This is a genomic window from Pseudomonas sp. AK-TSAG1-1, from assembly GCF_056821665.1.
This window is the reverse complement of the sequence record NZ_CM165965.1, coordinates 1,628,108-1,650,755: the sequence shown is the minus strand read 5'-3', so window position 1 is coordinate 1,650,755 and position 22,648 is coordinate 1,628,108. Positions and strand designations below refer to the sequence as shown.

Sequence of the window (22,648 nt, the reverse complement as noted above, 5' to 3'; positions counted from 1 at the left end):
TAGGAGTGAGCCTGCTCGCGATAGCGGTCTGTCGGTTAGCTCATCACTGGCAGACAGGCCGCTATCGCGAGCAGGCTCACTCCTACAGGGGATCTATGTTTGCCGGTAGGGCAAGGCTGTTCTGGCTTCCTCGGCGTAGGCCAATACGCCGGCGCGCTCCTGGTGTAGGAAGTCTTTGACCGCTGCCTTCAGGCCAGGATGGCGCAGGTAATGCCACGAGTGCGTGATCACCGGTTCAAAACCGCGAATCAGTTTGTGCTCACCTTGGGCACCCGCATCAAAGCGTTGATAACCCTGGGCAATCGCGTAATCCATGCCCTGATAGAAACAGGTCTCGAAATGCAGTCGGTCGAACTCGGCCAGGCAGCCCCAATAGCGACCGTAGAAGCTGTCGCCTCCCACCAGACTGAAGGCCATCGCCACTGGCCGTGAATCCTGTCTGGCCAGCACTACCCGAATCGACTCCGGCATCCGCTCGGCCAGCAGACTGAAAAACTCGCGCGTGAGGTACGGCGTCTGCCGACGCACCGCGTAAGTGTTGGCATAGCAGGCATAGACAAAATCCCATTGCGACTCGTCCAGCTCACGCCCCTCCAGCCATTCGAATTCGAAGCCCTGCCCCGCCACTTGCTCGCGCTCCTTGCGCATCTGCTTGCGCTTGCGCGAACTGAGCCGGTCGAGAAAGTCCTGGAAGTCCCGATAACCGCGATTCTGCCAGTGATACTGACAACCGATGCGCTGCAGCCAGCCCGGCTGCTCGGCCATGGCGGCGTCGGTGAACGGGTCGGTGAAATTGATGTGCGCGCTGGAAAGTTCTTCGATCTCCAGATAACCCGGCAGGCTCTTGAGCAGTTCGAAACCATCCTCGACATTCACCGCCAACAGTCGCGGGCCACTGACCGGACTGAACGGTACCGCCGTCAGCAACTTGGGGTAGTAATCGATGCCGGCTCGGGCGCAGGCATCGGCCCAGCCGTGATCGAACACATACTCGCCGTAGGAATGCCACTTGCGATAGCTGGGCAGCGCCGCGATCAACAGCCCGTCTTCCAGGTGCAGCAAATGCTCAGGCTGCCAACCGGTATGGGGGCCAACGCTGCCACTGTCTTCCAGTGCACTCAGGAACGCATGCCGCAGAAACGGCTGGTTCTCGGGCACCAGCGCATCCCATGTCGTCGGGGCGATTTCTGACAGGTTTTGCAGACGTTGCAACGGCATCAACTGGCTCTCCACATCTTGGCGTCAAAGCCCCGCGAGTATCGCTGATCGGCAACCATTGCACACGCTCAATCGGCCGACAGCGCTCTGGCTCAATAGTTCACGCCGCCTTTGTATCGTCATCGACATGACATCACTTAGCCACTGCTCTGTCATAAACCATCGCGATACTCGCTCCTGTTTTTAGAGCGCCGGGTTCTACCCGGACACTGTTTTCCGACGTGCGCGTCGGTGTGCCCAGGATGGTTCAGCCATCCCCTCTCATCTTCGGAGATTGCTATGCGTCTTGCTTCCACGAAAACTGCGGCGGCCCTGTGCGGTGGCCTGTTGCTGGCCATGAGCGTTCCGGCCAGTGCTGCAGTCGACGCCAAACTGCTCGACATGCTCAAGGCCAACGGTTCCATTTCTCAGGCTCAGTACACTGAACTGCAAGCTGAACTGGCCAAGGATCAGAAGGCTCAGCAAATCGCGCAGCAGGCGCAGCAAGAGACCAACGAGCAAATCGCGGCAACCGCGAAGAAAACCAACGAGCTGAGTTCCTTCGACCAGAAACTCGCCTGGGCTGCCAAGACCCAGTTCAAGGGTGATGTGCGTTTCCGTCAGGAGACCGTCAAGAACGATGGCGTGCCGAACAGCAAGGACCAGGACCGTCAGCGCATTCGTGCCCGTCTGGGTGCCTACACCGAAATCAACCCGCAGGTGGACACCGGTATCCGTATCGCCACCGGCAGCAGCGACGATGCCCGCTCGACCAACCAGGACCTGAACAACTACTTCGACAAGAAACAGATCTGGCTCGACCAGGGTTACGTCGACTACCACCCTGACGCGATCAAGAACCTGCACCTGATCGCCGGTAAAATGAACCAGCCTTGGGTCAGCATGGGCGACATCATCTGGGACAGCGACATCAACCCGGAAGGTCTGGCCGTCACTTACAAGTACCCGCTGAGCGGCAGCACCGAGCTGTTCGGTAGCGCCGGTCATTACACCCTCAAGGACAACGTCGACGGCGAAGGCGTGCAGTTCAAGCACGACCTGCGTCTGTACGCCGGCCAGTTGGGCGGTCGCTTTGCACTGACCGACAGCCTCAAACTGACCCTGGGCGGCAGTATCTATTCCTACGACAACGACAAGGACAGCGCCTGCCCGACCACCGGCACCGTTACTGCGCCATGCGCCCTGGCGGTCAATGGCAACAGCCCGAACGAAACCTTCAAGTTGTATGAAGGTTTTGGTCAGCTGGACATCGCCAACCTGCCCGTTCCGCTCTCGATCTACGGTCAGTACGTCAACAACAAAGACGCCAGCAACGACCAAGACACTGGCTGGCTGGCCGGCGTCAAGACCAAGGTTTATGGCTTCGGGATCGACTACAACTACCGCGACGTGCAGCGTAACGCGGTGGTCGGTGCCTTCACCGACTCCGACTTCGCCAACGGCTACACCGGTTCGCGCGGCAGCAAGTTGAAAGTCAGCTACGAGCTGGACAAGAACTTCACTCTGGGCGCGACCTACTTCATGGCCAACTCGGACTACACCAACGCCAGCCTGAAAAAGACCGACTCCGACATCAACACGCTGCAACTGGATGCCGAAGCGAAGTTCTAAAAAGCGTCACCTTATAGCCTGATGCGGGCGGGACGATCCCCATCATCCGTTCGTTTCGTCCGCGCCGGGCTATTGCGCGACCCTGTGGCGAGGGAGCTTGCTCCCGCTGGAGTGCACAGCAGTCCTCTGCTTCTAAGTAAAGCGAGGGTTGCTGAGCGTCCCAGCGGGAGCAAGCGCCCTCGCCACACATCATTTTTCAGGAACGGTCCTTGCGCCGTTGCTCGGCCAGACTTTCGGCCAGCGCATCTACACCCTCTTCAGGTTTCTGCGGCATCGCTTTCAGCGTGGCCTGCATCAAACGCATCTGGCGAATGAATCGCCGACAGTTGGGGCAGAACATCAGGTGATGACGCACCATCAGTTTCTCGCGAAAGCTCAGTTGGCCATCGAGATAATCGCTGGAGCGCGCCACTTGCTCTTTACAGGTCAGCATTCGCCGGTCTCCTCAAAATGCTCCACCGTGGCGAAGACTTTCAGCCGCGCACGATGCAGCAGCACACGGACATTGGAGAGCGAGATCTCCAGAAGATTACAGATCTCTTCCAGCTCCAGCCCCTGACGCTCGCGCAGCAGCAACACGCTGCTTTGCAGTTCCGACAGGCTGAGCAAGGTGTGTTCCAGGCAATCGCGCAATTCGCTTTCGGTGAGCAAGGCTTCCGGCGTGTCCTGATGCCAGGCGAACGGCGCCACCAGCCAATGGCCGTCACCGGGGGAAAAGCGATCGTCATCGATGGTGCCGTGCGGCGAAGGCAGGTCATCCATCAATACTTCGCGGCGGTTCTGCTTGTAGCGGCTCTTGGCCGAGTTGGCGGTGATGGTCAGCAGCCAGGTCTTGAGGCTGGAGCGGCCCTCGAAGCCACCGATATGGCGCACCACCGACAGCCAGGCGTCCTGCACCACTTCTTCGACATGACGCTGGCCGACGATGGCATACGCCACGGCGCGCATGGCGCTCTGGTAAGTGCTGACCAGTTCCTTGAAGGCTTTTTGCTCACCGGCCAACAGGCGCTCGAGCAGTTGGGTGTCGTCCGTTGCGGCCATTCACACCTCGTTTTCAGATGGTCGAAAGCAAAAGATCGCAGCCTGCGGCAGCGCCTACAACGGCGGATCAATACCGTCAGTGCAGGAGCTGCCGCAGGCTGCGATCTTTTATGGCGAACTCAGCGCTTGCGCAGAATCACGCTGCCGATCGAGTAACCGGCGCCGAACGAGCTCAGCACGGCCAGCGAACCGGCGGCCAGGTCATCCTGATGCTTGTGGAAGGCAATCACGGAACCGGCGGAGCTGGTGTTGGCGTAGGTGTCGAGAATCACCGGCGCCTCTTCTTCAGTGGCTTCGCGGCCCAGCAGCTTGCGCACGATCAGATGATTCATGCTCAGGTTGGCCTGGTGCAGCCAGAAACGCTTGACGTCACCGACGTTGAGCTGGTTTTCCTGCAGATGCTCGCCGATCAATTCCGCGACCATCGGGCAAACATCCTTGAACACCTTGCGACCTTCCTGCACGAACAGTTTGTCGCGGGCACCGATGCCCTCTTCCGCCGCACGATTGAGGAAGCCGAAGTTGTTGCGGATGTTGTTGGAGAACTTGGTCAGCAGTTTGGTACTGACCACGTCGAACTGGTACATGGACGTCGCCAGGTCGGCACGCTCGATGATCACAGCAGTCGCGGCGTCACCGAAGATGAAGTGGCTGTCGCGGTCGCGGAAGTTCAGGTGACCGGTGCAGACTTCCGGATTGACCATCAGGATCGCCCGGGCCTGGCCCAGTTGCACGCTGTTGGCCGCAGCCTGAATGCCGAAGGTCGCCGAGGAGCACGCCACGTTCATGTCGAAACCGAAACCCTGAATGCCCAGCGCTTCCTGGACTTCAATGGCGATGGCCGGATAGGCGCGCTGCAGGTTGGAGCAGGCAACGATCACGCCGTCGATGTCGGCGGCGGTCTTGCCGGCACGTTGCAGCGCCTGTTCGGCGGCGCCGATGGCCATCTGGCAGAGTACCGACCATTCGTCGTTGGAACGCTCCGGCAGGCGCGGAGCCATGCGTTGCGGGTCGAGAATGCCGTCCTTGTCCATGACAAAGCGGCTCTTGATGCCCGAGGCCTTTTCGATGAACGCGGCGCTGGATTCGGTCAGCGCCTGGATTTCACCGCTGGCGATGGCTTCGGCGTTGTCGGCGTTGAACTGCGCGACATAGGTATTGAAAGACTGCACCAGCTCTTCGTTGGAGATGCTGTTGGCCGGGGTGTACAGGCCGGTGCCGCTGATGACGACGTTATGCATGGTCGTTTCTCTAATCTGTTCAGGCAGAAAGCGCTGGCACCGACGTACCAACACACAATGGGTCTATTCCCGTCCGAGGACGCTGACCTGGCATCTTTATATTGCCGTTTGTGACCTCGCTGAAGGCTCTGGGTCGCGAAAACGGCATTTATGGTCGCGAAGTTTGCCATAAACCCAAGGTTTTGGCGCCATTCTCAAGCACCACCCCATTTCCCTGTAGGAGTGAGCCTGCTCGCGATTGCGGTGTGTCAGGTCTCGACCTGACTCCACTGCTTGCTCAGCCGCTTGTCCGAGATCGGCGCTTTCGTCCCCAACTGCTGGGCGAACAGCGAAACCCGGTACTCCTCCAGCCACCAGCGGTACAACTCAAGCTGCGGATCGCGCTTGCCTTCCTGAGCATGCTTGGCGGCGCGGGTTTGGTATTGACTCCAGAGACCGGCCAGTTCGCCGCTCCAGACGCGATCCTTCTGCACCTGCGCGCCCAGTTTCTCGAAACGCTGCTCGACGGCCTTCAGAAAACGCGGCAACTCCTTGAGCCATTGCATCGGCGTTTCCCGGACAAAACCCGGGTAGACCAGATGGCTGAGTTGCAGCTTGATATCGTTGAGGGCCACGGCCTGAGCCAGGTCGATCTTGCCCTTGAAGCGCTTTTGCAGACCGTGCCACAACTTGAGAATCTCCAGCGTCAGCCGCGCCACGCGCTCGGCGTGCTCGGTCCAACTGCCGCGCTTGCGTTCGGCCAGTGCGGCGAGACCCGCACCGTCACGCGGCAATGGGTCTTCGCCTTCCAGAATGCAGCTGTCGAGGCTGGCCAGCAGAATGTCTTCGACCAGCGCATCGACCCGCCCCAGCTCGCGGTACAGCAAGCCCAGCTCGGTAACGCCCGGCAACTTGCCGCGCAGGAACTTCGCCGGCTCGGCCAGTTGCTGCATCAGCAGACGCTGCAAGGCACGGCGATGCTGGAACTCGGCTTCTGCCGGGGTCGAGAAACGCCCTTCCTTGACCGTACCGCCCTCTTCCACCAGCGCCGGATACACCGTCATCGACAGCCCGGCGATCTTCTGTTGAGTCTTCTCCGCCACCGGGGCGAAGACCTTGGCCTCCACCGGTTGCTGACTTTTCGCACTTTGCGGTACGGCCAACGCGGCCTGGCTGGCCTCGGCGAAACGTGCGGTCAGCTCGGCCAGATCCCGGCCTTCGCCGAGGAACTTGCCCTGACCGTCGACGATTTCCAGGTTCATCCGCAAATGGCTTTCGACCTGCTGCGCGGCTTCCACCCACGCCTCATCGCTGACCCGCGCACCGGTCATGCGCAGCAGCTCGCGACCGAGCGCCTGCGGCAACGAACCTTCGGCGAAGGTCATGCGTTGCAACGCCGCTTTGATGAAGTCCGGCACCGGCACAAAGTTCTTGCGCAAGGCCTTCGGCAGGTTGCGCACCAGGGCAATGCACTTGGCCTCGATCAGCCCCGGCACCAGCCACTCCAGACGTTCCGGCGGCAGCATCGGCAACAGCGGCGCCGGTACGCGCAGGGTCACGCCGTCGCGCGGGTGATTGGGCTCGAAGTGGTAACTGAGGGCCAGTTCCAGATCACCGATGTGCAGCGTGTCCGGATAGTCGCGTGCGGTGACTTCACTGGCCTCGCGGGCCAGCACGTCTTCCTCGCGCATGATCAGCAGTTGCGGGTCTTTCTGGCTGTTGACCCGATACCAGCTGTCGAAGGTCGCGGTCTGGTGAATCTCCGCCGGCAAGCGCGCATCGTAGAACGCGTAGAGGGTTTCTTCGTCCGCAAGAATGTCACGACGACGAGCCTTGGCTTCCAGTTCGTCGAGCTGTTCAAGCAACTGTTTGTTGGCCGTCAGGCATTTGGCTTTTGACTGAATTTCGCCCCGCACCAAGCCTTCGCGGATAAACAGCTCGCGCGAGACCACCGGATCCACCGGGCCGTAATGCACCGGGCGGCGGCCGACCACGATCAGCCCGAACAGAGTGATCTGCTCGTACGCCACGACCTGGCCGCGCTTCTTCTCCCAGTGTGGCTCGAAGTGGTTCTTCTTGATCAGGTGCCCGGCCAGCGGCTCGATCCAGTCGGGGTCGATCTTGGCGACCATGCGCGCGTAGAGCTTGGTGGTTTCCACCAGTTCGGCGGTCATCAGCCATTGCGGACGCTTCTTGCCGATGCCCGACGAGGGATGAATCCAGAAGCGCCGCTGACGGGCGCCGAGGTAATCACCGTCCTCGGTTTTCTGGCCGATCTGGCTGAGCAGGCCGACCAGCACCGCTTTGTGCAGTTTCGGGTAATCCGCCGGTTCTTTGTTGAGGCTCAGCTGCATGTCGCGGCAGATCAGGCTCAACTGGCGATGGGAGTCACGCCACTCGCGCAGGCGCAGGTAGTTCAGGAAATTCTTCCGGCACCAGTTGCGCAGCGGGCTGGCGGTCAGCGCCTGACGCTGCTCTTCAAAGCCACGCCACAGATTGACCAGCCCGGCGAAGTCCGAATCAATGTCCTTCCATTGCGCGTGGGCCTGATCCGCAGCTTGCTGACGCTCCGGCGGACGCTCGCGCGGATCTTGAATCGACATCGCACTGGCGACGATCAGCACTTCCTGCAGGCTGCCGAGCCTGGCCGCTTCGAGCAACATGCGCCCCATGCGCGGATCCACCGGCAGGCGCGCCAACTGGCGACCCAGCGGGGTCAGCTGACTGTTGCGGTCCACCGCCGAGAGTTCTTGCAGCAGGTTGAAACCATCGCTGATCGCTTTGCCGTCCGGCGGTTCGATGAACGGGAAAGCAGTGATCTCGCCGAGGCGCAGGTGCAGCATCTGCAAAATGACGGCGGCAAGGTTGGTGCGCAGAATCTCCGGATCGGTAAATTCCGGACGGCCGAGGAAATCCTCCTCGCTGTACAACCGCACGCAAATACCCGGTTCAACCCGGCCGCAGCGACCTTTACGCTGGTTGGCGCTGGCCTGGGAAATCGCCTCGATCGGCAGACGCTGCACCTTGGCGCGGTAGCTGTAGCGACTGATGCGCGCGGTGCCGCTGTCGATCACGTAACGGATGCCCGGCACGGTCAGCGAGGTCTCGGCGACGTTGGTCGCCAGCACCACACGACGCCCCGGGTGTGACTGGAAAATCCGCTGCTGCTCGGCCGGCGACAGGCGCGCGTATAGCGGCAGGATTTCGGTGTGTTTGAGCTGGGCCTTGCGCAGCATGTCGGCGGCATCGCGAATTTCGCGCTCGCCCGGCAGGAACACCAGCACATCGCCAGGGCTGCGGCGTTCGCTGCGCTCGTACGCGGCGATTTCGTCGAGGGTGGCCAGAATCGCCTGATCCACGGTCAGGTCGTCCTCGACACGGTTGCCCTCTTCGTCCTGCTCCAGGGTCAGCGGGCGATACCAGGTGTCCACCGGGAAGGTACGGCCGGAGACCTCGACAATCGGCGCACCGCAAAGGCCGTCCCCATCGAAATGCTTGGAGAAGCGCTCCAGATCGATGGTCGCCGAAGTGATGATGACTTTCAGGTCCGGGCGACGCGGCAGCAGGGTTTTCAGGTAACCGAGCAGGAAGTCGATGTTGAGGCTGCGTTCGTGGGCTTCGTCGACGATGATCGTGTCGTAGCGTTCGAGGTAGCGGTCGTTTTGGGTTTCCGCCAGCAGAATGCCGTCGGTCATCAGCTTGATCAGGGTGTTGGAGTCGCTCTGATCTTCGAAACGTACCTGATAGCCGACCAGCGAACCCAGCGGTGTACCAAGCTCTTCGGCAACCCGACTGGCGACGCTGCGTGCAGCGATTCGACGCGGCTGGGTGTGACCGATCAGACCGTGCTGACCGCGACCGATTTCCAGACAGATTTTCGGCAACTGAGTGGTTTTGCCCGAGCCGGTTTCGCCGGCGATGATCAGTACCTGATGCTTCTCCAGCGCAGCCTTGATTTCATCGCGCTTGGCGGCAATCGGCAGGCTGTCGTCGTAACGAATCACCGGCAGGCTGGCCTTGCGGGCCAGCACCTGATCACAGGACGCCTGCATGCGCGCCACCCACTGGGCCAGTTTGGCCTCGTCGGGTTTCTTGCGCAGCTCAAGCAACTGCCGCCGCAGCCGGTGACGGTCGGCGAGCATGGCGTGATCAAGGTTTTTCAGCAGTTTGTCGATGGAGGGCGATTCGTCGGTCATCGGGTACGCAATTCGGTCGTCTGTTTATGCAGGGGGCCGATTGTCGCAGAAAAGCAGCTACAAGCGGCAAGCTACAAGCGGCAAGTTAAATCAGTTTCCGGCTTGAGGCTTGTAGCGTGCCGCTCGTCGCTGCTGTTATTCGTTGTCCAGGCCCTTGCGCCGATACGGGAACACATCGATGACCTTCCCCGCACGAATCGCCTCTTGCAGACTCTTCCAGTAATCGGCGTTATACAACTCACCATGTAACTGATCGAACAGCTTGCGTTGCGCCGAATCAGCAAACAAAAACGGTGGAAACTCCTCGGGAAACACATCCAGTGGCCCGATCGAGTACCACGGCTCCGAGGCCATTTCGTCCTCCGGCGTACGCGGCGCGGGGATGTGGCGAAAGTTGGCTTCGGTCAGGAAACAGATCTCGTCGTAGTCATAGAACACCACGCGCCCGTGCCGAGTGACGCCGAAATTCTTCAGCAGCATGTCGCCGGGAAAGATGTTCGCTGCCGCCAGTTGTTTGATCGCCAGGCCGTAATCCTCCAACGCCTCACGCACCTGCGCCTCGTTGGCGTTTTCCAGATAAAGGTTGAGCGGGGTCATCCGCCGTTCGGTCCAGCAGTGGCGGATCAGCACCGTATCGCCTTCGACCGAGACCGTCGACGGCGCGACCTCAAGCAGTTCTTCAAGGCACGCCGGATCGAACTTGCTCAGCGGAAAACGGAAGTCGGCGAACTCCTGGGTATCGGCCATGCGCCCGACCCGATCGACGCTTTTCACCAATCGGTACTTTTCGATGACCGTTGCCCGGTCGACGTTTTTCGACGGCGAGAAGCGGTCCTTGATGATCTTGAACACGGTATTGAAGCCCGGCAGGGTAAACACGCTCATGACCATGCCGCGCACGCCGGGGGCCATGATGAACTGATCATCAGTGTTGGCCAGATGATTGATCAGCGCGCGGTAGAACTCGGATTTGCCGTGCTTGTAGAAACCGATCGAGGTGTACAGCTCGGCGATGTGCTTGCCCGGCAGGATGCGCCGCAGAAATCCGATGAATTCCGCCGGCACCGGCACATCGACCATGAAATACGAGCGTGTGAAGGAAAAGATGATCGACACATCGGCTTCGTCGGTGATCAACGCATCAATCTGGATCCCGCGGCCCTCACGGTGCAGCAGTGGAATCACCAGCGGCCATTGTTCGTCGCGGGTGTAGATGCGCCCGACCAGATAGGCGCCTTTGTTGCGGTACAGCACCGAGGAAAACAGCTCGACGGCCAGCTCCGGGTCCTTGCACACCCAATCCGGCAGGTTCTCGCGCAACTGCGCTTCGAGGCGCTGCAGATCGCCCGGCAAGTCGGCGTAATCCTCGCTGAAGCGATAGTCGGCAAAGATGCTCGCGAGCATCGATGACAACTGGCCCTGCGGCTTGTAGGTACGGGTTTGCGCGGCCCGGGCGCGGCGCAGGCTCGGGCGGGTGGTGTGGATGAACATGCAGCCGTCGCTGATCAGATCATGACTGAACAGCCCGCAGAAGATCGAGTTGTACCAAGTCTCGGACAGTTCATCATCAAAGCGCAGGTCGATCACGCTGATGTAGGCGCTTTTCACCAGCGGCCAGCAACTGACATTCATCAGCGTCTCATCGTCGAAGTGCTCGCGCAGGCGGGCAATGGTTTCACCGACCTTTTCCTCGTAAAGGTTGATCCGCGCAGCCGACGCGGTCTGCGTATCCTGCCAGCGCGCCTGCTCGAAGCGTTCGCGCGCACCGTCGGTGATCCGCCGGAAATGCTCGCGGTAATCGTCAAAGCCATCGAGGATCATGCGGGCGATGTCGGTGGCTGGCCATTGCTGCGGCATAGGTTGAGACCTCGGCGTACAAGTGGAAATCTGTGCCTGAGCTTAGCCACGGAACCGTGTGCAGGTGAAGTGCAATTTCTGCCAAAAGCCAAGCACTGGCGTCCATCGCCGGATTTTTCCGTGGGTAAAACCGCGTGCGTAATTAAATGCCCGATTAGCGGTTGCCATTGCCTGAGCGCTCGGCAACACTCTCGTCCCGATCAAGGAAGGAGTGCCATCGTGAGCGCTGTCGATATTTTCCGCATGCTGTCGCTGGCAGCCATCTGGGGCGCAAGCTTCCTGTTCATGCGCATCATTGCGCCGGTGATCGGCACGATTCCGACCGCATTCTTTCGGGTGTCGATTGCTGCCGTGGGCTTGCTAGTGATTCTCGGCCTGATGCGCATCAGCTGGGATTTCAAGGGCAAACTGAAAACCGTGATGTTGCTGGGCGTGATCAACTCGGGGATTCCGGCAACGCTGTATTCGGTGGCGGCGCAAGTGTTGCCGGCCGGTTACTCGGCGATCTTCAATGCCACCACGCCATTGATGGGCGTGTTGATTGGCGGGCTGTTTTTCAGTGAAAAGCTCACTGTCGCCAAACTGGCGGGGGTGTTTCTCGGCTTGTTCGGTGTCGGTGTGCTGACGCGTGCTGGGCCGGTGGCCTTCGACATGCAATTGCTGATGGGCGCCCTCGCCTGCCTGCTTGCCACCACTTGTTATGGTTTCGCCGGATTTCTCACGCGGCGCTGGCTGGATCATAGCGGTGGGCTCGACAGTCGCCTCTCGGCCGTGGGCAGCATGCTCGGCGCCTCGCTGTTCCTATTGCCGCTGTTCGGCTACAGCGTGATCACCGCACCACCGACAAGCTGGGGCGGATGGAATGTCTGGCTGTCGCTGCTGGGCCTGGGCCTGGGTTGCACGGCGTTCGCCTACATCATTTATTTCCGCCTGCTCAGCTCCATCGGCCCGGTCAAATCGATGACCGTGACCTTCATGATCCCGGCGTTCGGCGTGTTGTGGGGGGCGTTGTTGCTGGATGAACCTTTGTCGATGGCTCACCTGTATGGCGGGGTGTTGATTGCGCTGGCGTTGTGGCTGGTGCTGAAGCCTGCGGTGGTGAAGCCCTCTGCAGCGACAGCCCGATGATTTTGCGGCGTTGATCAGTCCGTCTTCGCGAGCAAGCCCGCTCCCACAGGGTGATGCGCCACTTTCAAATTGGCGCTGACCCTGTGGGAGCGGGCTTGCTCGCGAAGAGGCCGGACCAGACACTGGAAATGCCTGGCCCACTTGCGTTTATCCAGCAGATTTACGGAACACAAACGCCAGACCGACAATGATCAGCAGCATCCCCAGCACACTCAACGCCGCCAGGCGATTGCCGAAAATCAGATAGTCCATCACTGCCGTCACCGCCGGCACCAGATAGAACAGACTGGTGACATTCACCAGATTGCCCCGGGCGATCAGGCGATACAGCAACAGTGTCGCCAGCACCGACACCACCAGCCCCATCCACAACACCGGCACGATGAAACCTGCGCCGCGTTCAAAGTGGAACGGCTGAAACGGCACGAAAATCCCGCACAACAGCAGTCCGGCCAGGTACTGCACCGGCAGCGTGCCGAGGGGATTTTCAGTGATGCGTTTCTGCATGATCGAGCCCAGGGTCATGCTCGCCAGCGCCAGCAAGCCAAACAGCATGCCCTGCCAGGACATGCCCGCCAGACCGATCCCCTGGTAAACCACCATGATCAGACCGGCCAGGCCCAACGCCAGACCGAACATTCGGCTCGCCGAACGCTGGCGCTCCATCAGCACCACCGTGAGGATCGGTTGCACGCCCATGATGGTCGCCATCACGCCTGGCGTGATTCGGGTGTTGAGCGCCAGCAGATAGAAAATCTGGTAAGCCCCCAACAGCACTACCCCGGTGGCGATCGCATACAGCATCGGCCTGCCGCCCTTGGGCAACTTCAATTTGAGCAGAGGCGCCAACAGCAGCAGCCCGCACAGGGCGATTACAAAGCGAATCAGCAAAAAGGCAAAGGGCGAAGCGTGGGCCAGGCCCCATTTGGAGAAAATCGCCCCGCTGCTCCACAGCAGAACGAACAGGCTCGTGGACGTCGCCGCGAGCGCGGACTTTTTCGAAAGGACAAACATGAATACCACCTGTAGTCAGGCAAAAAGCCAACTCAGCCAAAGCTGAAATTCAGTAGGTTTTTTCTGGCGGGCGCAGGGGTCGGCAGAGAACGCCGATCAGCCCGAAACGCCAACGCCCGGCGGTGATACGACTGCGTACACCGGCGTGCTACTGACAGGTGGAGGGTAATGACTGATCTGTCCAGGCTGCTGATTCCCGCACGGCACGACGCCAGCGTTGACCGCTGAATCGACTACCGCGTTGATGAGGGATGCAGGCATTGGCACTGATCTTTTTTGAGGGGGTTGGGATGTGAATCCTCTGATTCACCAGCGCCGACTATAACCAGCGCCGGACATGGATTGCAACGGTTTGGCCAAGGGCCAGCAGGGACAGCTCGATAGCAGGCGCATAGGCTGATGAGCAACGGCTACGCCCATTGATGGGGAGACAGGGAATGCTCGAGATCACATGCCAAGGGAACGGACGAATTTGCGGTATCAGCTGTATCGGTCAGAGGCGAGGAAGCAGGCTGCCATCGTCATCCTCCATCTTCAGCGTCAGTTGGAACGTCACGGCTCTACCGCCGTCGATTTATCGAAAGTTCGTTTCGAGCCTATCGACCAGCAAGCACTGCAAGCATCAACGCTCTGGAGAGACCAGCACTTTTGCTGGAATGAGGTCATTGAGTGGAAGGGTCGGGAGCCGTTATCTCTGGACATCGCTATCTGGTTTGAAGAAGAGCTTTGCGGGCTGTGTTTCGCAAATCCAAATGCCAGCAAAAACAGAATACGAATCGTGCGTTTGGAGGGGCGCCCCTACGAATCCCATCCGTTAAAAAAACGTATTGGGGCACTGGCGATGATTGTGATTGAACAATACGCCCAGCTCATTGGCAGCAAGGTTCTCGAAATTCAGGAACCTTTAAGGGGGGCAATTTCCCACTATCAGGAGCTAGGTTTCGGCTTCGACGCTGGAGGCCGCCTTGTCAAAACCTTGGAGAACCTAGTATCGTGAAAACTGTTCAATTAACGATCAATACTGGTGGAGAAATGAGCAAATCAACCAAGAAGCCTTCCGCCAGAAAAGACATACTTCCTCGCGGCAGAAAATCCGGCGAGGTAACGCTCACCACGAGTCAGAGGCGTCTGCTGCAGTTACTGATAACAGGCACTGAAAGCGAAGAGCCAAACGTACTCGCCGCTGGCCGACTGTAGACTTGTCTGCATACAAAAAAACCGCTCACAAGGAGCGGTTTTTCAGTTATAGCGTCCAGCCTCAACCAAACAGCCAATACCCCAACAGCGTCAGCACCACCACTGCCAGAATCGGGCGCAGGATGCGGTAGGCCTTCGGATTACGGCGTTTCCATTGCTTGACCACGCCGCTGAACTTGTCGCTGAAATTCTTGCTCCAGGCATAAGCCTGATTGATCCCGCCGACGCGTTCATCATCAAGATTCTGCGGAGCGGTGGCACGACCCAGCCAGGCGCTGATGGCGCGGTTGATGCGGGTCATCAGGCGATTGCTCAGCGGGCGTTCGACGTCGCAGAACAGGATGACGCGGGTCTGTTCGGTTTCGTTCTTGACCCAGTGCACGTAAGTCTCGTCGAACATCACGTCTTCACCGTCACGCCAGGCGTAGACCTGACCGTCCACGAAGATCCGGCAATCGTCGGAGTTCGGCGTCGACAGGCCCAGGTGATAACGCAGGGAGCCGGCAAACGGATCACGGTGCGGGTTCAAGTGGCTGCCACCCGGCAACAGCGCAAACATCGCGCCTTTGACGTTGGGAATCGCACTGACCAGCGCCACGGTTTTCGGGCACAGGGTTTCGGCCGACGGCAGCGGTTTGTCGTACCACTTGAGGTAGAAACGCTTCCAGCCCTTCTTGAAGAACGAGCCGAAACCGGCGTCATTGTTCTTCTCGGCGGCGCGGATGTAGCCTTCGTCGAACAGGTGCATGGCCTCGTCGCGAATGGTTTCCCAGTTGTCGCGCAGCACATCCAGTTCCGGAAACTTGCTGCGATCCAGATACGGTTTGGACGGCACGCCGGAGAACAGGTACATCAGGGCATTGTACGGAGCGAACAGCGCCGAGTGGTTGACGAACTGACGCAGAACCGGCAAACGCGCCTTGCCGCGCAAATGCACATAGAGGATGCTGCCCACAAACAGCAGCAACACCAACACCTTGGCGGCTAACGAAAAGGTCATCAACGACTCCTTGAATAAAGACAACGCTGCGCAAGGCCCATTACTCGGCATGGCAGCCGGCCATGATAAACACTACCGGCCTCGGGCAAAACCCGCCCAACCCAAGATTCAGTGTTAAGAATTGCGCAACAAAGCATTTATTAGCATAACGATCCTGAACTCCGGCTGATCTGAATCAATTCGCTTACTGCTGATTCTCCTGTTCAGTGAACAGATCGCTGAACAGCATGCTCGACAGATAACGCTCCCCGGAGTCCGGCAGAATTACCACGATGGTCTTGCCCTGCATTTCCGGAGTCTCTGCCAGTCGTACCGCTACAGCCATCGCCGCGCCGCAGGAAATACCGCACAAGATCCCTTCTTCCTGCATCAGGCGCAGCGCCATGGTCTTGGATTCGTCATCGGTGACCTGCTCTACCCGATCGACCATCGACAGATCGAGGTTCTTCGGCACGAAACCGGCGCCAATCCCCTGAATCTTGTGCGGGCTCGGCTTGATCTCCTCGCCTGCCAGTGCCTGGCTGATCACCGGCGATGACACGGGTTCCACCGCCACCGACAGAATCGGCTTGCCCTGGGTATTCTTGATATACCGCGAAACGCCGGTGATGGTTCCACCGGTTCCGACGCCAGCTACCAGTACATCCACCGCACCATCGGTGTCGTTCCAGATTTCCGGACCGGTGGTCTTTTCGTGAATCGCCGGGTTGGCCGGGTTATCGAACTGCGATGGCATGAAGTATTTGCCGGTATCGCTGGCAACGATTTCGGCGGCCTTCTCGATCGCGCCTTTCATGCCCTTGGCCGGTTCAGTCAGGACCAGCTCTGCGCCCAGCGCCTTGAGCACCTTGCGCCGTTCGATACTCATCGAGGCCGGCATGGTCAACATCAATTTGTAGCCACGGGCCGCCGCAACAAAGGCCAGGCCGATACCGGTATTGCCGGAGGTCGGCTCGACGATGGTCATGCCTGGCTTGAGTTTGCCGCTGCTTTCGGCGTCCCAGATCATGTTCGCGCCGATCCGGCACTTGACCGAGTAACCGGGGTTGCGCCCCTCGATCTTGGCCAGGATAGTCACGCCACGCGGCGCGATGCGGTTGATCTGCACCAGCGGCGTGTTGCCGATGGAATGGGCGTTGTCAGCGAAAATACGGCTCATGGCTGGGTCCTTATGCAGCGTTGAATTCAGCCTTCCAAGGTATGCCTGTTGCCTGGCGCAGTCCAGTCGGGTCGAACGTCTGCGTCACGCAACAGTCAATCGCTTACATCGTTCGGGAATTGCCGCCATGAAGCGTCGCTACAGCTGGCCATTAGGGATTTTCGCCGTCGTCGTTGTGTTGCTGATTGCCCTGCACATCGCCCTGCCTTACGTGGTGCGTGACTACCTGAACGACAAACTGGCGGACATGGGCGATTACCGGGGCCAGATCACTGACGTCGATCTGGCCTTGTGGCGCGGCGCCTACAAGATCAACGGGCTGAAAATCGTCAAGGTCGACGGCAAGGTGCCGGTGCCGTTCGTCAACGCGCCCGTGATCGATCTGGCAGTCAGTTGGCACTCGCTGTGGTACGACCATGCTGTAGTGGCGCAGGTGAAGTTCTTCAATCCCGAGGTCAACTTCGTCGATGGTGGGGCCAACAAGCAGAATTCCCAGACCGGTAAAGGCACCGACTGGCGTGCGCAACTGGGCAAACTGCTGCCGATTACCCTCGACGAAGTGCAGATTCATGAGGGCAAAATCAGTTTCCGCAATTTCAATTCCAAACCGCCGGTCAACATGAACGCCACCAGCGTCGAGGCCAGCATCTATAACCTGACCAACGTGGTCGACAAACAGGGCAAGCGCGACGCCCGTTTCGAAGGCAAGGCCAAACTGCTCGGCCAGGCACCGCTGGAAAGCACTGCGACATTCGACCCGCTGAGCAACTTCGAGGACTTCCAGTTCCGCCTGCGCGCCCGCGATATCGAACTCAAGCGCATGAACGACTTCGCCTCGGCCTACGGCAAGTTTGATTTCAACGCCGGCCACGGCGACGTGGTTATCGAAGCCCAGGCGAAAAAAGCCCAGGTCAGCGGCTACATCAAACCGCTGCTGCGCGACGTCGAAGTGTTCAACTGGCAGCAGGATGTGGAAAACAAGGACAAGAGCATCTTCCGCTCAGTCTGGGAGGCCATCGTCGGCGGCTCGGAAACCGTATTGAAGAACCAGGCGAAAAACCAGTTCGCCACCAAGGTCGAACTCAGCGGCAACGTGCACCAGCAAAATATCAGCGCGTTCGAAGCGTTTTTGCAGATTTTGCGCAATGGTTTCATACAGGCATTCAATGCCCGGTATGAGCGGCCGAAGCCGGATGCAGGTTAGTTTTGACGTTTGGGCTGCTTCGCAGCCATCGGGGATGAATCATCGCCAGGGCGATGTTCGGCATCAGGCCGAAACCGAGTCAACATGTGACGCCCCATTCAGAGACTGAATAAGCCGTCTGCGTTCACAGTCGACCGGGCTGCGCGTTATAGTCGGTGCATCCGATTTTATCGCCCCCGCCCTGCCCGCGCAGGTCGGCGTTACCGTTCGAGGATTAGCAGATGAAGTTCGAAGGCACCCAGGCCTACGTCGCCACCGATGACCTGAAGCTGGCGGTCAACGCCGCCATCACCCTGGAGCGGCCGCTGCTGGTCAAGGGCGAACCGGGCACTGGCAAGACCATGCTCGCCGAGCAACTGGCCGAATCGTTCGGCGCCAAGCTGATCACCTGGCACATCAAATCCACCACCAAGGCCCATCAGGGCTTGTACGAGTACGATGCAGTCAGCCGTCTGCGCGACTCGCAACTGGGCAATGAAAAAGTCCACGATGTGCGCAACTACCTGAAGAAAGGCAAACTCTGGGAGGCTTTCGAGTCCGAAGAGCGCGTCATTCTGCTGATCGACGAGATCGACAAGGCCGACATCGAGTTCCCCAACGATCTGCTGCAAGAACTCGACAAGATGGAGTTCTACGTTTACGAGATCGACGAGACCATCAAGGCCAAGAAGCGCCCGATCATCATCATTACTTCCAACAACGAGAAAGAGCTGCCGGACGCTTTCCTGCGCCGCTGCTTCTTTCACTACATCGCCTTCCCGGACCGCACCACCCTGCAGAAAATCGTCGACGTGCACTACCCGGACATCAAGAAGGATCTGGTCAGTGAAGCGCTGGACGTGTTCTTCGATGTGCGCAAGGTGCCGGGCCTGAAGAAGAAGCCGTCGACCTCGGAACTGGTCGACTGGCTGAAGCTGCTGATGGCCGACAACATCGGCGAAGCCGTGCTGCGCGAGCGCGATCCGACCAAAGCCATTCCGCCACTGGCCGGTGCGCTGGTGAAGAACGAACAGGATGTGCAACTGCTTGAGCGCCTTGCGTTCATGAGCCGTCGTGGCTCTCGCTAAGCACTTGTAAGCAGGGGCCATCGTTATGCTGCTCAACCTCTTCAATGAAATGCGCGCAGCCAAGGTGCCGGTTTCGGTACGCGAACTGCTCGACCTGATCAACGCGCTGAAACAGCGCGTGACCTTCGCCGACATGGACGAGTTCTACTACTTGTCGCGGGCGATCCTGGTGAAGGACGAACGGCATTTCGACAAGTTCGACCGCGCGTTCGGCGCCTACTTCAATGGCCTGGAAAAACTCGACGATCACTTGCAGGCGCTGATCCCCGAAGACTGGCTGCGCAAGGAGTTCGAGCGCTCCCTGAGCGATGAGGAGCGCGCGCAGATCCAGTCCCTCGGCGGCCTGGACAAGCTGATCGAAGAGTTCAAGAAGCGTCTGGAAGAACAGAAGGAACGCCACGCCGGCGGCAACAAATGGATCGGCACCGGCGGCACCAGCCCATTCGGCTCTGGCGGTTTCAACCCGGAAGGCATTCGGGTCGGCGATGCCGGCAAGCGCCAAGGCAAAGCGGTAAAGGTTTGGGATCAGCGCGAGTACAAGAACCTCGACGACTCGGTGGAACTGGGTACGCGCAACATCAAGGTCGCGCTGCGTCGTCTGCGCAAATTCGCTCGCCAGGGTGCGGCGGAAGAGCTGGACATCGACGGCACCATCGACCACACCGCCAAGGACGCCGGTCTGCTGAATATCCAGATGCGTCCCGAGCGTCGCAACACGGTGAAGCTGCTGTTGCTGTTCGACATCGGCGGTTCGATGGATGCGCACGTGAAGATCTGCGAAGAGCTGTTCTCGGCCTGCAAGACCGAGTTCAAGCATCTTGAGTATTTCTACTTCCACAACTTCGTGTATGAATCGGTGTGGAAGAACAATATGCGCCGCACCTCCGAGCGCACTTCAACCCAGGACCTGCTGCACAAGTACGGCGCCGATTACAAAGTGATTTTCATCGGTGACGCCGCCATGGCGCCCTACGAAATCACCCAGGCCGGCGGCAGCGTCGAGCACTGGAACGAAGAGCCGGGTTATGTGTGGATGCAGCGTTTCATGGAGAAGTACAAGAAACTCATCTGGATCAACCCGTATCCGAAGGACACCTGGGGCTATACCTCGTCGACCAATATCGTGAGGGATCTGATCGAGGACCAGATGTATCCGCTGACCCTTCGCGGGTTGGAAGAAGGGATGCGGTTTCTTTCCAAATAATTTTCATCGTCTGGACGGACGCTATCGCGAGCAGGCTCACTCCTACAGGGGGAATGCATTCCAGTGTGGGAGCGGGCTTGCTCGCGAAGCGCTTAGCTATTTCGAAAGCGCTGCAAATACTCGACGTGCTCCCGGTGCGCGACTTCCTGTACCACCGGCCTTAATCGCACCTGCGCCCCCGGCAGGCACTGCGCCAGCCGCGCCAGCGCCAACGGCGTCAACGCCCCCAACCGCGGATACCCACCAATGGTCTGCCGATCATTGAGCAGCACAATCGGCTGCCCGTCCGGCGGCACCTGCACCGCGCCCAAGGGAATGCCCTCGGAAATCATCGGCCGGCCCTGATACTGCAACGCCTTGCCCAACAGCCGAATGCCCATGCGGTCGGCGCGACTGTCGAGCGTCCACTGACTGTTGAACACATCAAACAGACTCTGCCCGCTGAACTGACCGATCTGTGCACCGAGCACCAGATCCAGCGGCGTATCGAGTTTCAGATCCGGTCGCAACGCTACCGGTACTTCACGCACCTGCAGCGTTTCGCCGCGATAGTTCAGCGTCGCCCCTTTGGTCAGCGGCAATCCCAGACCATCAAGACCACCAAGTTCTTCGCGCACCACCGTTGCACTGCTGCCCAGTACCTGCGGCGCGTCAAAGCCGCCGGGGGCCGCCAGATATGCCCGGGCACCGAGCAGCGGTTGGGTGAACCGTAACGTCTGCCCTTTGCTCAGTTTGAAACTGCGCCACGGCGCCAGCGCCTGCCCATCGATTTGCGCACCGAGATCCGCGCCGGCCAGCGCCAGCAAACAATCCTCCTGCGCAACCACGGCAAACCCGCCGAGGGTGATTTCGATCACCGGCACATCCAGGCCATTGCCCAGCAACCAGTTGGCCCAACTCATCGAACGCCAATCCGCTGCGCCGCCCTGGGTTACACCCAAATGGCGCACGCCAAAGCGTCCGGCGTCCTGCAACAAACACAGCGCTGTGCTCGCTTCAATCAACAGTCGGCTCATGCCAGCACCTCCAGCGGTGTGTCGTCGCCGCCAAGGTTGATGAATTCGGCGTGACTCACCGCTTCGAAGCGCACGGTGTCGCCGGGCTGCATCAGACTGTAGCCGTCACGATTGCGGTCGAACAGTTTCGCTGGCGTGCGGCCGATCAGGTTCCAGCCACCAGGTGATACCACCGGGTAAGCCGCGGTCTGCCGTTCGGCGATGCCGACGCTGCCGGCCGCGACCTTCTTGCGTGGAGTGTCCAGACGCGGCGCGGCCAGTTGCTCTTCCACCAGCCCCATGAAAGCGAACCCTGGAGCAAAACCGAGGGCGAACACCTGATATTCACGCGCGCTGTGACGGCGGATCACCTCTTCCACCGCCAGACCGCTGCGCTGCGCCAACAAGCTCAATTCGGGGCCGACACTGAGGTCGTACCAGACTGGCAACACATGGCACTGACCGCCGGTGCGCGCATTTGGCGACAGGTCGATCAGCGCTTGCGCGATCAATTCACGGGCCTGATTCGGGCTCAGCGCGGTCAAATCGTAATGCACCATCAACGTGGTGTAGGACGGCACCAAGTCGATCAACTGCGCGCCGAACGCTGCCCGCAGGCGCTCACTGGCGGCGAGCATCCACGGCATATTGGCTTCGGCAATTTCATCGAACAGGCGCAGCATCAGGCAGTCCAGGGCCACCACTTCAATCCGTGGATTCATGGCGCGCTCTGCTGATTCAGGGCCTCGCGAATGCGCTGCACCGCAACCACCGAACTGGCGTTGTCGCCATGTACGCACAAGGTGTTGGCCTGCAGGTGCAACGCGCTGCCGTCACTGGCGACGAGGTCGCCGCCACGGGCGATGGTCAGGGCCTGTTCGATGATTGTTTGCGGATCGTGGTGCACCGCGCCCGGCAGTTGCCGCGAAACCAGTTTGCCGGCGCTGTCGTAGGCGCGGTCGGCGAAGGCTTCGAACCACAGCGTCACGCCGTATTCGTCACCCAGTTGTTGCGCCGAAGCATTGTCGCGGGTGGCCATCAGCATCAGCGGCAAGCTGCGATCGTAAGCGGCGACGGCCTGAATCACTGCGCGCAACTGCGCCGGGTTGGCCATCATGTCGTTGTACATCGCGCCGTGGGGTTTGACGTAGCTGACCCGTCCGCCCTGCGCCCGGCAAATCCCGTCGAGCGCGCCGATCTGGTAATGCAGGATGTCCTGCAGCTCTTGTGCGGAATACGCCATGGAGCGACGGCCGAAACCGACCAGATCCTGATAGGCCGGGTGCGCACCGATCTGCACGCCGTGGCTCAGGGCCAGGCTCACGGTTTTGCGCATGATGCCTGGGTCGCCAGCATGGAACCCGCAGGCGACGTTGGCGCAATCGATGTAGGGCATGACCTCGGCGTCCAGACCCATGGTCCAGCTGCCGAAACTCTCGCCAATGTCACAGTTCAATAACAGGCGGCTCACGGTAAACACTCCTGTAGCTTCTTGTCTTTCTATCCGTAGGACAAATGCCCGTTGGGCACTGCCCCC

Annotated in this window: 18 protein-coding genes; 6 read left to right on the top strand and 12 right to left on the bottom strand. The window is 59.8% G+C overall.

Features of this window, described 5'->3' with window-relative positions; genetic code table 11:
• Positions 1 to 93: 93 nt before the first annotated feature.
• Positions 94 to 1,218 carry a GNAT family N-acetyltransferase gene (locus tag AC1UK9_RS07540; RefSeq protein WP_482579785.1) on the bottom strand — a complete coding sequence of 375 codons (1,125 nt, stop codon included), beginning with the start codon at positions 1,216 to 1,218 and terminating at the stop codon, positions 94 to 96.
• Between the two features lie 279 nt (positions 1,219 to 1,497).
• Between AC1UK9_RS07540 and AC1UK9_RS07535 the strand changes: the two genes are divergently transcribed.
• Positions 1,498 to 2,829, top strand: coding sequence for a putative porin (locus AC1UK9_RS07535; RefSeq protein WP_025110615.1), 1,332 nt, complete (start codon positions 1,498 to 1,500; stop codon positions 2,827 to 2,829).
• Between the two features lie 196 nt (positions 2,830 to 3,025).
• Here AC1UK9_RS07535 and AC1UK9_RS07530 read toward each other — a convergent pair whose 3' ends face one another.
• The 5 genes from AC1UK9_RS07530 to aceK all read right to left on the bottom strand — a co-directional run bounded on the left by AC1UK9_RS07530 (position 3,026) and on the right by aceK (position 11,143).
• Entirely contained in the window at positions 3,026 to 3,262 is a 237-nt protein-coding gene (locus AC1UK9_RS07530) for an anti-sigma factor family protein (RefSeq protein WP_025110616.1), read from the bottom strand.
• Positions 3,256 to 3,870: an RNA polymerase sigma factor gene (locus AC1UK9_RS07525; RefSeq protein WP_025110617.1), complete on the bottom strand. Its 615-nt coding sequence runs from the start codon at positions 3,868 to 3,870 to the stop codon at positions 3,256 to 3,258. The genes AC1UK9_RS07530 and AC1UK9_RS07525 overlap by 7 nt, the downstream gene beginning before the upstream one ends.
• A gap of 119 nt (positions 3,871 to 3,989) precedes the next feature.
• Complete coding sequence (locus AC1UK9_RS07520; RefSeq protein ID WP_482579784.1) at positions 3,990 to 5,111, bottom strand: beta-ketoacyl-ACP synthase III; 1,122 nt, start codon at positions 5,109 to 5,111, stop codon at positions 3,990 to 3,992.
• A gap of 248 nt (positions 5,112 to 5,359) precedes the next feature.
• Positions 5,360 to 9,286, bottom strand: coding sequence for an ATP-dependent RNA helicase HrpA (hrpA, locus tag AC1UK9_RS07515; RefSeq protein ID WP_482579783.1), 3,927 nt, complete (start codon positions 9,284 to 9,286; stop codon positions 5,360 to 5,362).
• A gap of 135 nt (positions 9,287 to 9,421) precedes the next feature.
• Entirely contained in the window at positions 9,422 to 11,143 is a 1,722-nt protein-coding gene (gene aceK / locus AC1UK9_RS07510) for a bifunctional isocitrate dehydrogenase kinase/phosphatase (protein ID WP_482579782.1), read from the bottom strand.
• A 219-nt stretch (positions 11,144 to 11,362) separates the two neighbouring features.
• On the opposite strand from aceK, the gene AC1UK9_RS07505 reads away from it, so the two are divergent.
• The gene (locus AC1UK9_RS07505; RefSeq protein ID WP_025110621.1) at positions 11,363 to 12,271 is read left to right on the top strand and encodes a DMT family transporter; all 909 of its coding nucleotides are present in this window, start codon (positions 11,363 to 11,365) and stop codon (positions 12,269 to 12,271) included.
• A gap of 147 nt (positions 12,272 to 12,418) precedes the next feature.
• Here the strand turns inward: AC1UK9_RS07505 and AC1UK9_RS07500 are convergent, their stop codons facing one another.
• On the bottom strand, positions 12,419 to 13,285 hold the full coding sequence (locus tag AC1UK9_RS07500) for a DMT family transporter (protein WP_482579781.1): 867 nt from the start codon (positions 13,283 to 13,285) through the stop codon (positions 12,419 to 12,421).
• 472 nt (positions 13,286 to 13,757) lie between these two features.
• Here AC1UK9_RS07500 and AC1UK9_RS07495 point away from each other — a divergent pair, with 472 nt between their 5' ends.
• Positions 13,758 to 14,282, top strand: a complete 525-nt coding sequence (locus AC1UK9_RS07495) for a hypothetical protein (protein WP_482579780.1) — start codon at positions 13,758 to 13,760, stop codon at positions 14,280 to 14,282.
• A gap of 261 nt (positions 14,283 to 14,543) precedes the next feature.
• On the opposite strand, the gene AC1UK9_RS07490 is transcribed toward AC1UK9_RS07495, so the two are convergent.
• Both AC1UK9_RS07490 and cysK read right to left on the bottom strand, forming a co-directional pair.
• On the bottom strand, positions 14,544 to 15,482 hold the full coding sequence (locus AC1UK9_RS07490) for an aspartyl/asparaginyl beta-hydroxylase domain-containing protein (RefSeq protein ID WP_025110624.1): 939 nt from the start codon (positions 15,480 to 15,482) through the stop codon (positions 14,544 to 14,546).
• Positions 15,483 to 15,666: 184 nt separating this feature from the next.
• Positions 15,667 to 16,641 (bottom strand): cysteine synthase A, encoded by a 975-nt coding sequence (gene cysK, locus AC1UK9_RS07485; protein ID WP_473014773.1) that lies wholly within the window; start codon positions 16,639 to 16,641, stop codon positions 15,667 to 15,669.
• A 127-nt stretch (positions 16,642 to 16,768) separates the two neighbouring features.
• Between cysK and AC1UK9_RS07480 the strand changes: the two genes are divergently transcribed.
• The 3 genes from AC1UK9_RS07480 (at position 16,769) to AC1UK9_RS07470 (ending at position 20,116) form a co-directional block, all read left to right on the top strand.
• Entirely contained in the window at positions 16,769 to 17,845 is a 1,077-nt protein-coding gene (locus AC1UK9_RS07480) for a DUF748 domain-containing protein (RefSeq protein ID WP_025110626.1), read from the top strand.
• Positions 17,846 to 18,066: 221 nt separating this feature from the next.
• The gene (locus tag AC1UK9_RS07475; protein ID WP_025110627.1) at positions 18,067 to 18,912 is read left to right on the top strand and encodes an AAA family ATPase; all 846 of its coding nucleotides are present in this window, start codon (positions 18,067 to 18,069) and stop codon (positions 18,910 to 18,912) included.
• Between the two features lie 25 nt (positions 18,913 to 18,937).
• Positions 18,938 to 20,116: a vWA domain-containing protein gene (locus AC1UK9_RS07470; protein ID WP_007911295.1), complete on the top strand. Its 1,179-nt coding sequence runs from the start codon at positions 18,938 to 18,940 to the stop codon at positions 20,114 to 20,116.
• Between the two features lie 92 nt (positions 20,117 to 20,208).
• Here the strand turns inward: AC1UK9_RS07470 and AC1UK9_RS07465 are convergent, their stop codons facing one another.
• The 3 genes from AC1UK9_RS07465 to AC1UK9_RS07455 are packed head-to-tail and all read right to left on the bottom strand — an operon-like array spanning position 20,209 to position 22,582.
• A complete protein-coding gene (locus AC1UK9_RS07465; protein ID WP_025110629.1) occupies positions 20,209 to 21,132 on the bottom strand; it encodes a 5-oxoprolinase subunit C family protein in 924 nt (307 codons plus the stop codon).
• Positions 21,129 to 21,833, bottom strand: a complete 705-nt coding sequence (gene pxpB / locus AC1UK9_RS07460) for a 5-oxoprolinase subunit PxpB (RefSeq protein WP_025110630.1) — start codon at positions 21,831 to 21,833, stop codon at positions 21,129 to 21,131. Before pxpB ends, AC1UK9_RS07465 begins: the two co-directional genes overlap by 4 nt.
• Entirely contained in the window at positions 21,830 to 22,582 is a 753-nt protein-coding gene (locus tag AC1UK9_RS07455; RefSeq protein WP_025110631.1) for a 5-oxoprolinase subunit PxpA, read from the bottom strand. Before AC1UK9_RS07455 ends, pxpB begins: the two co-directional genes overlap by 4 nt.
• Positions 22,583 to 22,648: the final 66 nt, after the last annotated feature.

Coding starts and splice junctions, on each gene's coding strand:
- AC1UK9_RS07535 (WP_025110615.1), top strand. CDS start 1,498: ATGCGTCTTGCTTCCACGAAAACTGCGGCGGCCCTGTGCGGTGGCCTG.
- AC1UK9_RS07520 (WP_482579784.1), bottom strand. CDS start 5,111: ATGCATAACGTCGTCATCAGCGGCACCGGCCTGTACACCCCGGCCAAC.
- AC1UK9_RS07470 (WP_007911295.1), top strand. CDS start 18,938: ATGCTGCTCAACCTCTTCAATGAAATGCGCGCAGCCAAGGTGCCGGTT.
- AC1UK9_RS07480 (WP_025110626.1), top strand. CDS start 16,769: ATGAAGCGTCGCTACAGCTGGCCATTAGGGATTTTCGCCGTCGTCGTT.
- cysK (WP_473014773.1), bottom strand. CDS start 16,641: ATGAGCCGTATTTTCGCTGACAACGCCCATTCCATCGGCAACACGCCG.
- AC1UK9_RS07500 (WP_482579781.1), bottom strand. CDS start 13,285: ATGTTTGTCCTTTCGAAAAAGTCCGCGCTCGCGGCGACGTCCACGAGC.
- pxpB (WP_025110630.1), bottom strand. CDS start 21,833: ATGAATCCACGGATTGAAGTGGTGGCCCTGGACTGCCTGATGCTGCGC.
- AC1UK9_RS07465 (WP_025110629.1), bottom strand. CDS start 21,132: ATGAGCCGACTGTTGATTGAAGCGAGCACAGCGCTGTGTTTGTTGCAG.
- AC1UK9_RS07530 (WP_025110616.1), bottom strand. CDS start 3,262: ATGCTGACCTGTAAAGAGCAAGTGGCGCGCTCCAGCGATTATCTCGAT.
- AC1UK9_RS07490 (WP_025110624.1), bottom strand. CDS start 15,482: ATGACCTTTTCGTTAGCCGCCAAGGTGTTGGTGTTGCTGCTGTTTGTG.
- hrpA (WP_482579783.1), bottom strand. CDS start 9,286: ATGACCGACGAATCGCCCTCCATCGACAAACTGCTGAAAAACCTTGAT.
- AC1UK9_RS07540 (WP_482579785.1), bottom strand. CDS start 1,218: ATGCCGTTGCAACGTCTGCAAAACCTGTCAGAAATCGCCCCGACGACA.
- AC1UK9_RS07525 (WP_025110617.1), bottom strand. CDS start 3,870: ATGGCCGCAACGGACGACACCCAACTGCTCGAGCGCCTGTTGGCCGGT.
- AC1UK9_RS07475 (WP_025110627.1), top strand. CDS start 18,067: ATGAAGTTCGAAGGCACCCAGGCCTACGTCGCCACCGATGACCTGAAG.
- aceK (WP_482579782.1), bottom strand. CDS start 11,143: ATGCCGCAGCAATGGCCAGCCACCGACATCGCCCGCATGATCCTCGAT.